This is a genomic window from Streptomyces polyrhachis (assembly GCF_042663125.1).
GTDB lineage: Bacteria > Actinomycetota > Actinomycetes > Streptomycetales > Streptomycetaceae > Streptomyces > Streptomyces polyrhachii.
Window position 1 is genome coordinate 89,518 of the sequence record NZ_JBHSZO010000022.1, and the last position, 14,616, is coordinate 104,133.

A 14,616-nucleotide genomic window follows, 5' to 3' on the forward strand; every position below is an offset into this window, starting at 1 on the left:
CTGTACTTGTGCCCGTACCGGCAGCAGCCGGCACGGTGGCGGAGGAAACGGTGGTGGAAGCCGCGGTGCACGCGTCGCGTCCGCGCTCCGGGGAGCTGGCCCCCTACGCGGGCAACTACGGGCCGACTGCTGTCGCCGGACTGGGCCTCTTCCATCACGAGGAGGGCTACCGTGAAGCGGGCGGCTACGAGAGCACCCTGTGGACCCGCTATTCGGACGGCAAGTCCTTCCGGCTTCCCGATTTTTCGCGGTACGGCTACAGCAAGTCCTCCAACGAGGTCGATGCCTTCGCCTTCGCCGTGGACCAGACCGTGTCCGTGCACTATCCCGAGAGCGGATCCACACGTTCGCTGACGCTGCCGGAGGGCCGGGGCTACCACAGGACCTTTGGGAACACGGTGGTCAGTTACAGCATGACGGACGCTGACGGGGTGTCGCGTCTGCACACCGTCTACTACACCCACCTGCTGGCGGACGGCACCACGAAGGAGTCGGCGCTGGTTGTGAACCAGCCGGATGGGTCCATGATCGGTCCGCCGCTCGGCGCCGACGGGGACGCACTGCTCGTACTCGTCACGCTTCCGAACGGCGAGAAGCGGATGGGGTTTCTCGACCGTGAGACCCTGCAACTCCGGCCTGGGACAGGGGCGTACGTGTCCACGTACTCCCGAATAGTGCTTACGCCCAAGTACATCGTGATGTCCAAGTCGGGTGATCCCAAGGTCTTCGTCCTGCGGCGCAGTGACCTCGCAGCCGCTCCGGTCGAGGTGGTCCTGGAGAGCAGCGAGGCTTCCGATGTCTCCCCTGTCGGAGACTGGTTGGTGTACCACGTGCGCGGCGAGGTGAAGGCGGTGCCGATCGCGGGTGGCGCACCGGTACGGCTGATGCAGCGCAGCACGTACGACCTGCAGCCGGGCCCGGCCGGTACCGCCGCGTTCACGGGCGGCACCAGCAACAGTGACTGGGCGATCCGGCGGGTCGCCCCCGATGGGAACGGCAGACCGGTCGTCTCCGTGGTCAAGCCGCTCCCACTGTTTCCTGCGGCGGTCAGAGGGCTCGCGCTCTCGCCCGGCCGACTGAACGTGGTGGACGACTCCACCGAGGCGTTCGGCGAGTACCAGCGCACCACGAGTGTGCTGGGAGCAGCGCAGTATGGTCCCCGGGCGCGCAGTTCCACCACTCACGTGTACTGCGAGGGGAAGGGCTCCGACTGCGTGTCCCTCTTCGCCCTCGGCGAGGGGACCACCGCCCATATTCGCCCCTTCTCCCTGTCCTATGACCAGGTGGAGATTGCGGGCCCCCAGCCGCAGGACAGCCGCTTTATCGGTGTGCCACCGGGGAGCCGGATCGCTGATGGCGCGGGTGCGTACGTGCTGGTGACACTGCCGAACGGCAAGCAGCAGATCTTCGACTCCCAGGGGACCAAGTCCCTGTGGGAGCGGTCCGGCACTGTCGCCGCTCTCTGGGACGGAAAGCTCTGGGCGCCGGACACGACACCCGGAACCGTGACGGCGACCGACGTGAAGACCCAGAAGATGGTCGGGACCGTAGCGACAGGCGCGGGCTGCGTGCCGTCCGAGCTGCAGGTGGTGGGCCGTTGGCACTACCTGCGGTGCTCTTCGGACGGCCGGTCGCTGGTGTACGACAGCACAGCGAAGAGGGCGGTCGACGTACCGGACGGTGAGGCACTGCTGGGCGACGGCTTCGTGGTCGTCCACAACCGCACGACGGGCAAGTTGACCCTGACCGGGGTCGCCACGGGGACGGCCGACACCCGGACGCTCACGGAACTTCCCGACACGGGTGCCTCGCAGCGTCGGGTGCGGTGGACGGTCGACCGGATGGGTGGCCGCGTCGCCTATGCCGATGTGGAACAGCGGGTGCACGTGGTGGGCTCGGGGGTACCGACCCAGCCGCTGACGGGACTTGAGACGCAGACCGCGACGCAGGCGGCACATCCGTTCGTCGCCACCGCGCCCGCGCTCTATTCCGGCCTGCTGTCGAAGCCGGCCGCCTCGTGGCGCATGGAGATCCGGCGCAAGAGCACCGGAGCGCTGGTCCGTACGCTCGCCGGCGGCGAAGTGGCTGGCAGGCTCAAGGCCGTGTGGGACCTCAGGGACAGTGCCGGCTACCGGGCGCCGGACGGCGACTACACGTGGAGCTTGTCGGCTACCCCTGCGGATGGGATCGGCGCGCCGCTGGCCGGCTCGGGGGCGGTACGCGTTTCCGGTCACGCGGTGCGGCGGGATCATCTGGGGTCGGATGGTTTCGGGGACATGCTGACGCTGAACTCGAAGGGTTACTTCACCTTCCAGCAGGGGACGGGTTCGGGTTCGTTCGGGTCGAAGGTGTCCGCCTCCGGTTGGTCGACGTCGGTGAAGGCGGTGCCGTTCGGGGATGTGAACGGAGATCTCTGCAATGACGTGCTGGTGCGGGTGGGCGACGCATTGCGGGCCTATAAGCCCGGGTGTGGGAAGGCGTTGTCGCCTTCCACTCCCTATATCGCTATCGGTTCGGGTTGGTCGCAGTACAACGTGCTGACGTCGCCTGGGGACTTGAGTGGTGATGGTCGGGCTGATCTGTTGGCGCGGCAGGCGTCGACGGGTGACATCTATCTGTACAAGGCGACGGCGGATGGGAAGTTGGCGTCGCGGGTGAGGATCCGGTCGGGGTGGTTGTCGTACACGCACATCGTGGGTGCGGGTGACCTGAACGGTGACGGGCATGGGGATGTGCTGGCGCGTCGTTCGGACGGGACGCTCTACCGTTACGACGGGATCGGCAACGGGTTGTTGAAGGAGCGGGTGACGGTCTTCACCGGTTGGGGTGCCTCGTACACCGCGATCGTCGGCGTCGGGGACATCACCGGGGACGGGAAGGCGGATCTGGTGTCGCGGGACAAGTACGGCGTCCTCTTCCGCAACTCCGGCAACGGCGCGGGTTCCTTCTACGGCCGTCAGCAGATCGCCACCGGCTGGACCTACACCGGCGTCTTCTAAACCTCCACGCCGCCGTCGGAGTGTTCCCGGCGGGCAACGGGGTCCCGTGACACTCTGCGTCACGGGGCCCTTGTTACGCTCCGGCGCGGCGGTGTGTTGAACATACCGGGATGAAACGGGTCGACGGGAGGCGGAGCGATGAAGGCACGGGAATGTGGCCGGGGTGTGGCTGCCGGGGCTGCGGCGGTGCTCCTGACGTTCGGGGCGTCCGGCTGCGGGGAGGACGGCGGGCCGGTGGTGGGCGGCGTCGACTCCAAGGCGCCCGGTGTGAGCGCTCCGGCGGAGGCGTCGCCGGATGCTGCTCCCGAGGCGACCGCGGGCGACGGCTACGACCCCGGCCGGGACGCCGCCGCGGACATCGCGACCGCTCAGCAGGCCGCGCGGGGCGACGGCAGGTCCGTGCTGATCGACTTCGGCGCCGACTGGTGCGCGGACTGCCAGGTCCTGGCCAAGCACTTCGCGTCGCCGAAGGTCGCCGACCTGCTGGCGGAGAAGTACCACATGGTCACCGTCGACGTCGGCGAGTTCGACCGCAATCTGGACGTCGCGAAGAAGTACGTGGACCTGAAGACCAGCGGGATGCCGGCGCTGGTCGTCCTGGGCCCGGACGGGCGGATCAAAGTCGCCACCAACCAGGGCGAGTTCGCCTCGGCGCGATCGATGAGCGCGGACGCGGTGGCGGACTTCCTGATCAAGTGGGCGTGAGGCGGGGCTCGTTGCGGGCGGTCCGTACGGCGGCCGTGCTGCTGGCCACTGCCGGAGCCGCGGCGGGCTGCGGTGAACAGGCGCCCGTGAGCGAGCAGTTCACCGACGGCGGTGTCGCGGTCACCGTCACCGCGACCGACGGGCAGGTGGTGGCGCGCTTGCGCCCGGAGCGTGCGGGCTTCCACCTCTACAGCCTCTCCCTCCCCGACGCCGGCGTCGACGGCCTGGGCATCCCCACCCGGCTGTCCGTCTCCGGCGCCCTCACCGCCACCGGCGCCCCGCGCACCGACGCCGAGGAGCGCACGGTGCGGCCCGAGGGCCTGGACGTCGCCCTGCCGGTGTACGCGGACGGCCCGGTCACAGTCGTACTCCCGGTGAAGCGGACGGGCGACGGGGAGGCGCGGATCGTCCTGACGTACGGCGCGTGCAGCGAGCGGGGCGGCTGCCTGCCGCCGGTACGGGAGCGGGCGGTGGCGGTGGAGTTGGGGTGAGGGGCGGCCGCTCCCGTACCGGCCGCTTCCGCCGGCCACAGCTCCCACCGCGTGGGCCGTCCCACTCCGATGGCAGCGCGCCGATCACGGCTTGATCAAGACTCTTCCGTCGCGAATGCCCGCCTTGGTAGGCTCCGCCTGCCTTTCCAGGCCCGGGGCCCCACCCCCGACGGATCTTCTTCCCGTTGTACTTCCTCATGTGCTCGGCCTGCCATCGCGCCAGACCACCATCTTGTCGGGGGACCCCTGTTGGGACACCACGTTCGCTCTGCTGCCCGTACGACCCCGGGCGGCAGAGCCCATGTCCTGCTGCTCGCCTTCACCGTGCTCGCGGCACTGCTGCTGCCCGTGGGAGCCGCGCGGGCGCAGGTGCCCGTGCCGGCGGACTGCGCTCCGCTCGCGCTCGCGTCCTTCGGCGACCCGGGCGCCGCGGTGGCCGAGGGAGTGCTGGCACCGGGTGCGCAGCACTGCGTACGCGTCGAGCTGACCGCGGGCGGCTACCTGCCACGCGTTTCCGCCACCCACGGCGAGGTCACCACCTCGCTGGCGAATGCCACCGAGGAGCTCGGCTGCTACGCCTCGGAGGGCCTGACGTCCGACCTGTGCATGATCGAGTCGGGTGGCACGTACACGATGATCATCCGCAACTTCGGTGCGGAGTCGGAGAGTTACCGCGTATCGATGGTGAGTCTCGCCTCGACGACCGGCTGCGTCCCGATGGGCACCCGCTGGGATGAGCCGCCGACCACCATCCAGCCGCTCTCCCCGCTCCAGGTGGACTGCCGTACGTTCGCGGGCCGGCCCGGGGAGCGCATCGCGCGCGCGGGTGCCATCCGTCTGATCGCCGGCCCGAGCGGCACGAGCGCCTGTGTCCACGACGGTGGGGACGGCTGCGTGCTGTCGGGCAGCGGCCCGTACCGTACCGTCTCCCACGCCGCCGACCGGAGCATGTCCGCCTACCGACTGCGCATCGGCAGCCTTTCCGCACCCCTGGGCTGCACCTCCGTGGCCCTCGGCGCCTTCGGCTCCGCCCCGGCCGGCCCTGCGGAGACCTCGCCCTGCCGCACCCTGAGCGCCCCTGCCGCCGGCCGCTATCTCGTCTCGACGCCCGACCCGGCGCAGGCGGGGCGCAGCCCGTTGCCGTCGACCGTGTACCGGTCCGACGGCAGACGGCTGTGCGCGGGCGACGACTGGTGCACCTTCCCCTCCGCCGGTCAATACCACGTTCTGGTAGGGGACTTCGAGGCCCAGCCGTCCGCCACGGTCTATCTGAGCGCAGCCGGCACGGACGGCTGTACGCCCCTGGGCCCGGGGCCGTATCGGGGCACGATCGGCACCGTCGGTGAGTACGACTGCCTGGCGCTGCCCTTCCCGGCGGAGGCCAGGCTCGCACTGGTGCAGGACGCGAGCACGCCGAGGACGGTCGAGATCCTCGACGCGAACGGTACGACCGTGTGCGCCGGATATCCGCTGGCCGACGGTACGTGCCCGCTCACCGGCGCGGCGCCGTTCCGCGTCATCGTCCACGGCGCTCCGGGCCCCTACGGACTGCAGGCGATCCGCACCGACCTCGCGACGGGCTGCCCGGCGCTGCCGGTCGGCACCTTCGCCGACGGCTCTCCGTCGGCCCGGCTGACCACGGGCGGCGGTGTCTTCGCGGGCTGCTACACCATTGCGGCGGACCAGCACACGGCCGGGGAACTGGTGCAGTTCCAGCGCACCTCCGGCACCGCCCCGGTCAGCCTGTCGACGGTGGACACCGACGGCCGGAAGGTGTGCGAGCACACCGGCGCCGCCAACGGCTTCGCCTCCTGCCGTTTGACGGCCGGCAAGACGCACACGGTCGTGGTGCGCGGCCGTGACGAGAACGCCTCGTACACCCTCACCCGGCGCGATGTGACAGCGACGGCCCCGGCGTGCGGACAACTCCCCGCCACGACCGTCGGGGGCGCTGCCGGCAAGGGCGTGTCCGGGGCGGTCAGCACGCTGCGCTGCCACCGGGTGACGACTGCCGCCACCACGGACGTGGTGCGCCTCGACATCCGGGACGCCCAGGCGACAACGCAGGGGACGGTCTACGACTCCGCCGGTCGACTGCGGTGCTTCATCCAGGAGTACGGCTGCCCGCTGCGTGGCTCGACGAGCTACCAGGTGGTGACGCACGTGCCCACGGGCAAGGCGGTCTCCCCCGAGTACCGGCTCGACGCCTGGCGGCTGGCGACCTTGGCGGGTTACGCAGCCGAGTGCGCCCGGCCCGTCTCGGTCGCCTACGGATACGGGCCCGTCACCGGCGTGCTCTCGGAAGGCCACACGGCCGACTGCGCGGTGCTGCCGACGCGTATGGGCGACAACTTCGACGCGCTGGCCACCGAGACGGCGGCCCTCTCCCTTTACTCGGACACGGATAAGGACTGGCTCGAGGACAGCTGCTCCCGGGAACTGGGTCGCTGCTACACGCCCACGGACAAACCGAGTCTGCTCGTCGTGGGGCTGGCGGAGAAGTCCTCCCAGTCCTCCTACGAAGCGAAGCTCACCTGCCACGACAGGATGACCTGCGGCGAGAACGTCACCCTGGCGTCCTTTTCCCCCGTGGCTGCGACCGTCGGGACGACGGCCACCCTCACGGTGAAGGGGACCGCGATCCCCTCGGACGCGGAGGTGAGCCTGGCGGGGGCGGGGGCGACCCTGTCCCCCGCGTCTGTCAAGGTGTCGGCGGACTGGCGCACGCTGACGGCCGTCTTCGACCTGAGGGGCGCTCCCGTCGGCGACTACCGACTCACGGTCGGCGATATGACAGCCGCGGGTACGTTCAAGGTCGCCCACCCGCCGTTGGCCAACATGGCCAAGCCGTCGGTCAAGGGAGCCGCTCTGGTGGGCGCCAAGCTCACTGCCCTGCCCGGTACGTGGCCGGACGGCCCGACCTCCTACACCTACCAGTGGAAGGCGAACGGAACACCGATCAGCGGTGCGGTCTCCGCGACGTACGTGGTACCCGCGTCGATGCGGGCCAAGAGCCTGAGTGTCGCGGTGAGCGCGCACAAGAGCGGCTGGAGCAGCGCGACAGCTGAGTCCGCGGCAGTCGTGGTGTCGGCGGCGCGGCGGGATCATCTGGGGTCGGACGGCTTCGGGGACATGTTGACGTTGAACTCGTCGGGTTCTTTGACGTTCCAGCAGGGGACGGGTTCGGGTTCGTTCGGGTCGAAGGTGTCCGCCTCTGGTTGGTCGACGTCGGTGCGGGCGGTGCCGTTTGGTGATGTGAACGGTGATCGGTGCAATGACGTTCTTGTGCGGGTGGGGGATGCGCTGCGGGCTTACCGTCCGGGTTGTGGGAAGGCGTTGGCGCCGTCCACGTCGTATGTGACGGTCGGTACCAGTGGGTGGTCGCAGTACAACGTGTTGACGTCGCCTGGGGATTTGAGTGGTGATGGTCGGGCGGATCTGTTGGCGCGGCAGGCGTCGACGGGGGATGTGTATCTGTACAAGGCGACGTCGGATGGGAAGTTGGCGTCGCGGGTGAGGATCCGGTCGGGGTGGTTGTCGTACACGCACATCGTGGGTGCGGGTGACCTGAACGGTGATGGGCACGGGGATGTGCTGGCGCGTCGGTCGGACGGGACGCTCTACCGCTACGACGGGATCGGCAACGGGTTGTTGAAGGAGCGGGTGGCGGTCTTCACCGGTTGGGGTGCTTCGTACACCGCGATCGTCGGCGTCGGGGACATCACCGGGGACGGGAAGGCGGATCTGGTGTCGCGGGACAAGTACGGCGTCCTCTTCCGCAACTCCGGCAACGGCGCGGGCTCCTTCTACGGCCGTCAGCAGATCGCCACCGGCTGGACCTACACCGGCGTCTTCTAAAGCCGCGAGGGGGAGTCCCGCACACGCGGAACTCCCCCTTCCCGTCCGCGTGTTCCGATTGTGATGCGTGTCACGTACCGGTGCCGGGAAACGCTGGGACATGACAACTCACCAAGCGCGCGACGCGACCGATCCACCACCCCCCGCGCCCACCGACGACGAGGAGCGGCTGCGGCAGCTCGGCTACACCCAGGTGCTCGCCCGCCGGATGTCGGGCTTCGGCAACTACGCCGTCTCCTTCACGATCATCTCGGTGCTCTCCGGCTGCATGACCCTCTACCTCTTCGGCATGAACACCGGCGGCCCCGCCGTCATGATGTGGGGCTGGGTCGCGGTCGGGCTGATGACCCTCTTCGTGGGGCTCGCGATGGCGGAGGTCTGCTCCGCGTACCCGACCTCCGCCGGCCTCTACTACTGGGCGCGGCGGCTCGCGCCGCCCCGACAGGCCGCGGCCTGGGCGTGGTTCACGGGCTGGTTCAACGTCCTCGGGCAGGTCGCCGTCACCGCAGGCATCGACTTCGGCGCCGCGTCCTTCCTGGGCGCGTACCTCAACCTCCAGTGGGGCTTCGAGGTCACCGAGGCCCGTATCGTGCTGCTCTTCGCCGCCATCCTGCTGCTGCACGGCGCGCTCAACACCTTCGGAGTGCGCATCATCGGGCTGCTCAACTCCGTCAGCGTCTGGTGGCACGTCATCGGCGTCGTCGTGATCGTCGGCGCGCTGGCCCTCACGCCGGACAGCCACCAGTCGGCGTCGTTCGTCTTCACCGAGTTCGTCAACAACACCGGCTTCGGCAGCGGTCCGTACAGCGCCCCCTACGTCGTCCTGCTCGGCCTGCTGATGGCGCAGTACACCTTCACCGGCTACGACGCCTCCGCCCACATGACGGAGGAGACGAAGGACGCCTCGGTCGCCGGGCCGCAGGGCATCGTACGGTCGATCTGGACCTCGTGGATCGCCGGCTTCGTGCTGCTGCTGGGCTTCACCTTCGCCATCCAGAGCTACCAGGGCGCGCTGGACTCCCCGACCGGCGTACCCCCGGCGCAGATCCTCCTCGACGCCCTCGGCGCCTCGACCGGCAAGGCGATGCTGCTGGTGATCATCGGGGCGCAGCTCTTCTGCGGGATGGCGTCCGTCACGGCCAACAGCCGGATGATCTACGCCTTCTCACGCGACGGCGCGCTCCCCTTCTCCCGGCTGTGGCGCCAGGTCAGCCCGCGCACCCGCACCCCCGTGAACGCGGTCTGGCTGGCGGCGCTGGGCGCGCTGGTGCTGGGGCTGCCGTACCTGATCAACATCACGGCGTACGCGGCGGTGACGTCGATCGCGGTCATCGGTCTCTACATTTCCTATGTGATCCCCACTTTCCTACGCCTGCGCCAGGGCGACCGCTTCGAACGCGGACCGTGGCACCTGGGCCGCTGGAGCCGCCCGATCGGGGCGGTCGCGGTGGTGTGGGTGGCGGTGATCACGGTGCTGTTCATGCTGCCGCAGGTCTCCCCGGTGACGGCGGAGACCTTCAACTACGCCCCGGTGGCGGTCGCGGTGGTGCTGGGCTTCGCGGGGGTGTGGTGGCTGGTGTCGGCGCGGCACTGGTTCCTGCGCGGCGGCGCGGGTTCCGGGGATGCGGACGAGGGGCGGCCGGGGACGGTGCCCGAGGCGCGTACGGAGGCGACTCCGCCGACGCCCTGACCGGTCGTACGGGCGCCGGCGGGCGCTCAATCCCTGGCCCGGCGGCTGAGGGTGTAGCGCTCGCCGGTGTCCGGGTCGCTCACGTAGACGTAGAGCGTGGGTGCCTGCCGGGTGCCGCCCATGCTCCACGTCCCGTACGAGCAGCCCGTGACGGCTATGTTGACTCCCTGGGTGCTCCAGCTCGAATCGCCGCTGAAGGTCCACCGGCCCGTACCGTCGCAGTCGCCCGTGGGGTCGCCCCAGGTGTCGGGGTCTCCGTCCATGCCGAACTCGTCCACGGAGACGGCCTTGACCGTGCCGTCCGCGGCGAACAGGAGGCTGCCGCCGTGGCCGTCCTCCCAGGTTCCGGTCATCTCGGCGGCGGTGAGTTCGGGCGCCTCGTACTCCTCAAGAATCCCGACGGCGAAGAGCAGCCCCACTGTGGTGAAGGCCGCGACTGCGCTCAGACAGCCGCCGCCGAAACCCCAGCCGGTCATGAACCGGCGTCCCCGGCGGGCCTCGCGGGCCAGCAGGGTGGGCGGTGCGAAGGCGGCGGTGAGGGCCAGCCACAGCCAGGCGTAGGTGCCGGGCCCGGATCCCGAGGCGACCAGCACCGTACCGAAGGCCAGACTGCCCGCCGCGGCCAGCGCCGCGACCGTGCCCAGGCACCATATCCACGTCTCGTCCCGACGGAAGCGCTGGGCGGACCGGCGGGAGAGGGCCAGGGCGGGCAGGACGGCGATGGCGGCGGCGAGGGGCGCGGCGACGATCCCGCCGAACGCGCCGGCCACGAAGCCCATCCCGTACTGGGCCGGCCCCTCGTCCCCCGCCTCGCTGACGGCGGCGGTGATGGGGATGAGGGCGGCGCCCTCCGCGTAGAGGGCGACCGCCGCGGTGAGGAAACCGGAGGGGGTACGTCCGGACACCGCCCGTCGATCGTGCTGCTGCCTGATCATGCGCTCCCCGCCTGCCGCGATATGCCAACACCCGCCCGCCGACCGGACGGGGCCGCGCGACGGCGTCGGCCCGGACCGACGCCGAGGCGGCGCTTTCCGTTCGACTCGGTAGACGATCTCCCGGGCGCCTGGGTTGTGCTGAACAGGCGGGAATGGGGCCGACCCTGCTGTCTGCGCGATCAGCGCGCCGCCGACCGCACGTCTGCGGTGCCCGCACCCGGTGGGGTCTGCCCGCGGGCTATGCTTGCCGGGCGCGGGCCGTTAGCTCAATTGGCAGAGCAGTGGACTTTTAATCCATTGGTTGTGGGTTCGAGTCCCACACGGCCTACGTGAGGCGGGCAAGGGAACCCTCTGACCTGCTGCGGAGCGCCCCTACCGGTTTCGGCCGGTCGGGGCGCTTCGTCGTTCGGGGGCGCTTGCGTGAGCGGTGCGTGAGCGCGAGGGCCTCCAGGATCTGGAAACCCGCCTTGGAGGGGCTGGCTCGCTTCTAGACTGGTACGTGTGATCACCGAGTCTTGGGTCGGGACCCAGAGGTCTGAGTCGCCGCGGTGCCTGTGAGGACGACCCGGTGGGCGATGCTCAGCAGCCGGGTAGGCGTTGAACTGCGCACTGCGAAGCGGCGCATGTGGGCAGAGGTAGCCCCGCATCGCTATAGGTTTCTGCACGAACACAACATTGAGTTGCGAGAGGGCTCCTGCTGATGGCAGAAGAGATCACTGGTGCTGTGACACGCTGGGAGATCTCAATAGCAGACCTGCCAGAGAGGGTACTGACTGCCCCAACGGGGGGCCGCGTGTTCTTGCTCCCCGACTCCCACGTCGACGGGGTGGCCCTTTACCGGGACGACGTGGCCGGCTTGATCAAAACACTGCGACACCGCGGCGTGGACATCGACTTCGCGTCCGCGCAAGAAGGCCGCCGCTATCTCAGTGAGTACGGAGCCACTGATGTGGTGGCCACTATCGGCATCGCTGTGGCCACCACGCTCACCACTGATCTGGTCAAAAGCATTGTTCTGACTGCGTGGCAGCGGGCACGGTCCTCACTGGGGCCTAGCTGTCCTGATGAAGAGATCGACGAGGCACGTGTGACAGTCAAGATCGCTGAGATCGTACGGGCCGAGAACGAGACGATCGTTCGAGGGTGGGAGATCACCGGTCGGCTGGCAGACATCGACAACCTCGTCCAACTGGCTGTGTCCGACCCGATTCGCGCTGAGCTCCCGTCAGCAGACCCGGATGATGCTGCTTCGGAAAGCACCACCGAATGAGATTCTCTGGCCTCGCCGTCCGTACCGGGGTTCCTCTCCCTCCGGCATCAGGACCGGCGCGCGTAGCCATGATGTACCAAGATGGCGTGGCGGCCTTGCAAGAATCCATGCGACTGTACGGGCAGTGCTATCGCAGCTTCTCTCTTACCTGGGGCCTGCCCCTGGACGACTTTCCATCCTGGGCATCGACGGCGGAGGAAATGTACCGGTGCGGACTGTGGACAGCGAGCGCGCAGCAAGTCTTCCTTGTCCGTGTGTGGTCACAAGCTCGGCAGCAACTGCTACGCAACATTGCGTCACTTACCTCGCCGTCTCCATGGTCTATCGGTCCACTCGCTTCCGACCGATGGGCTCATCGTCAGTATCTTGCAATGTCGAGTTCTTTGAATGGGCTGTGTGGCACGCCTCAATCTGCTAGCCCGTGGAATGAGTTGGAAACAGTGGCACGCGACTCGCTGGCCCGTGCTGTCGATGCCTACAACTTCCTCGAGGACACCGAGCTTTCTGAAATCGCTCACCGACATGCTCATCATGTTGCAGCCCTCGTAGGCGGACTCTTTGGCTGCAATATGGAGTACTCCGACGACACCTACTGGGACGTGTGCCGGATCACGCTCATGCACAACAGGTGGGGCATGTCTATCGGCTTCACCGCGAATCGTAGTTGCTCCCTGTGTGGGCAGGACCTCGATTCATGCCCCCACCTGCTCGATACTCGATACAACATCACCGTGTGGCATGACTCTGACGGAGCGTGTAACGCTTGCGGTCGGCGCAGCTGTCCGCATGTCGATGGCGAGACTATTTCCGCCTATCCGTATCCCGTTATATCTCAGCTGCAACTCCATGAAGTGAGCTGGGTGTCCCGGCCCAGGGACCCCCTAGCTCGCTTCAATAAGATCGAGTTGAGCCAGGAGACCCTCCGGCGTGGCCTGGGAGTGGATCCGGCAGGAGAAGACATCCTTTGCTACCGGTGCCTAAATTCCTGCAGTGGTTTTAGCCAGATGCCGAATTAGGGCTAGATCCTGCCTTGCGCGGCGACTAGGGCGCAGATTATTGCGCCCTAGTCGCCGCGCAGAACGGGGTGGTGAAGGTCCGTGCACGGTGGGGAGGGATCGGCCGTGCTAATCGGTAGCAGCTCCCTAGACGTCGGCGGTCGATGTGCCTGTCTTCGCTAGAACGGTGTAAATCACCCGCCGACGCAGGTTGGGTAGGTGTAAAGCCCAGGCCGGCACTACTGCGCGGGACTGGCAGGGGCGCAGGGTGTTTCCAGAAGCTCCTCGATGGCCGATACAGCGTCAGTAAGCCGACGATAGACCTGGGTCGAGCTTCCCATGCGTTTCAAGCCGTGCTGCAACGGGTCGCGCATGTGCTTCTCGCAGACGACGAAGTTGGCGTATCCAGCCGCACAGGACAGGTACATCATGTCTGTCAGGTCATTCGGGCGCCACGTCGTGCCCCTGTTGAGGTGTCGACTGTGAAGCATTTCCCGAAATAGGCCAAGGGTTGGAGATCCGCCGATAGCTCGCACCCATCCCTTGAATCCCCATTGCTGGAATAGTTCCTTGGAGACGTCTGCCGCAGCTGCCTCCTCAGCCAGTTCCCGCTGCAAGTCCTTCACGAGATGGATGTCTATGGCCCTGCGCTTCTGCTGCGAGTCCTGATCCAACCCGTCTAGCCAGTCGCTAAAGTGCTGGCTGGCAGCGGTCCAACCGGTGTCCAGTCCCTCCTCGATTCGCTGGGTGTCGAGCATAATGTCGATGGAGACGGAGGCCGTGAGAAGCGCCTTGGTTTGGAAATCCAAGTGATTCTGAGTGGCGAATCTTATCTCAGTAGCAGTCGACCGGGTAGGGGAGTAGAGAGCATCCGGGGTGAGGGTGAAGACTGGGGCGGATCGTACGCGGTCGGGCCTGTCCAGTTGATAGCAGAAGGTATCGTGGAGTTCGTTTCTTCGGACCTGCAATGGATCGCGCATCTGCCAGCCTCGGCTGTACTGCAGGATCGTCAGCCCGAGGTCATACCTTTTGTCGGTGCTGAACCTTTTGCCGGTCTCGTAGTAGTGGCCAGCAGAAGCAGGCAGGACGATCCGGTGTTGATCCACCCATTCCCTGAGCCGTCGAGCCGCAGCTTGATTCGCCTTGCCGCTCTTCGGTGCGCCGTGGTCAGCGTTGCTCAGCAGGCTCCACTGGTTCTGGTCGAGGTACATGACGAGCCGTCCTGCCAACTGGTCGGCGACTCCTTCCAGTGGCAACTCAAAAAGAACCTGATCACCGCTAAGGGTGGTCGCGAGGAGGGTGCTGAAAGCCGGGGTGAAGTCCAGTCGGGCTACCACGCTCGTTTGCTCGAACGGGGAGGGGTCCAGCGGAAACCGTGCCTCCTTCCCATCCGAGCGGGTGAAGACGATGCACGACGTTGCGCGATCCATCGTGATCATTGTGATGGATAGGTTGCTCTCGTTTTCCACGGCACCAATCTTGCGTGTTTTCCCTCAGGGTGTGACCTGGTTTGACTCCGTGAGTGTTTTCCAACCTCAGTTTGAGCAGGTCAGGTGCAGGGTGAGGACTGCCTGAACGAGGCTGGTGATGCGGGTGGTGGAGCATCGCAGTTTGCGCGGGAGCCGCCAGGTCTTGAGGGTGGCCATGGCCTGCTCGATGAGTGTGCGGATCTT

8 protein-coding genes, 1 tRNA gene and 1 pseudogene are annotated in these 14,616 nt (G+C 67.6%); 7 read left to right on the forward strand and 3 right to left on the reverse strand.

The window, feature by feature from the left end; genetic code table 11:
• Positions 1 to 35 precede the first annotated feature (35 nt).
• The 5 genes from ACFQLX_RS15775 to ACFQLX_RS15795 all read left to right on the forward strand — a co-directional run bounded on the left by ACFQLX_RS15775 (position 36) and on the right by ACFQLX_RS15795 (position 9,743).
• The gene (locus ACFQLX_RS15775) at positions 36 to 2,999 is read left to right on the forward strand and encodes an FG-GAP-like repeat-containing protein (RefSeq protein WP_386415512.1); all 2,964 of its coding nucleotides are present in this window, start codon (positions 36 to 38) and stop codon (positions 2,997 to 2,999) included.
• A gap of 165 nt (positions 3,000 to 3,164) precedes the next feature.
• Complete coding sequence (locus tag ACFQLX_RS15780) at positions 3,165 to 3,704, forward strand: thioredoxin family protein (protein WP_386415515.1); 540 nt, start codon at positions 3,165 to 3,167, stop codon at positions 3,702 to 3,704.
• Positions 3,701 to 4,195: a protein-disulfide reductase DsbD domain-containing protein gene (locus ACFQLX_RS15785; RefSeq protein ID WP_386415517.1), complete on the forward strand. Its 495-nt coding sequence runs from the start codon at positions 3,701 to 3,703 to the stop codon at positions 4,193 to 4,195. The genes ACFQLX_RS15780 and ACFQLX_RS15785 overlap by 4 nt, the downstream gene beginning before the upstream one ends.
• Positions 4,196 to 4,444: 249 nt before the next feature.
• A complete protein-coding gene (locus ACFQLX_RS15790; protein WP_386415519.1) occupies positions 4,445 to 8,053 on the forward strand; it encodes an FG-GAP-like repeat-containing protein in 3,609 nt (1,202 codons plus the stop codon).
• A 100-nt stretch (positions 8,054 to 8,153) separates the two neighbouring features.
• Positions 8,154 to 9,743, forward strand: a complete 1,590-nt coding sequence (locus ACFQLX_RS15795) for an amino acid permease (protein WP_386415522.1) — start codon at positions 8,154 to 8,156, stop codon at positions 9,741 to 9,743.
• Positions 9,744 to 9,769: 26 nt separating this feature from the next.
• On the opposite strand, the gene ACFQLX_RS15800 is transcribed toward ACFQLX_RS15795, so the two are convergent.
• Positions 9,770 to 10,648, reverse strand: coding sequence for a hypothetical protein (locus tag ACFQLX_RS15800; protein ID WP_386415525.1), 879 nt, complete (start codon positions 10,646 to 10,648; stop codon positions 9,770 to 9,772).
• 285 nt (positions 10,649 to 10,933) lie between these two features.
• On the opposite strand from ACFQLX_RS15800, the gene ACFQLX_RS15805 reads away from it, so the two are divergent.
• Both ACFQLX_RS15805 and ACFQLX_RS15810 read left to right on the forward strand, forming a co-directional pair.
• Positions 10,934 to 11,006 (forward strand) — tRNA-Lys (locus ACFQLX_RS15805).
• Positions 11,007 to 11,378: 372 nt separating this feature from the next.
• Positions 11,379 to 11,948, forward strand: a complete 570-nt coding sequence (locus tag ACFQLX_RS15810; protein WP_386415527.1) for a hypothetical protein — start codon at positions 11,379 to 11,381, stop codon at positions 11,946 to 11,948.
• A 1,234-nt stretch (positions 11,949 to 13,182) separates the two neighbouring features.
• Here ACFQLX_RS15810 and ACFQLX_RS15815 read toward each other — a convergent pair.
• Positions 13,183 to 14,412 carry a hypothetical protein gene (locus ACFQLX_RS15815; protein WP_386415529.1) on the reverse strand — a complete coding sequence of 410 codons (1,230 nt, stop codon included), beginning with the start codon at positions 14,410 to 14,412 and terminating at the stop codon, positions 13,183 to 13,185.
• Positions 14,413 to 14,478: 66 nt separating this feature from the next.
• Positions 14,479 to 14,616 (reverse strand): annotated as a pseudogene (locus ACFQLX_RS15820) (IS5/IS1182 family transposase); the annotation flags it as partial.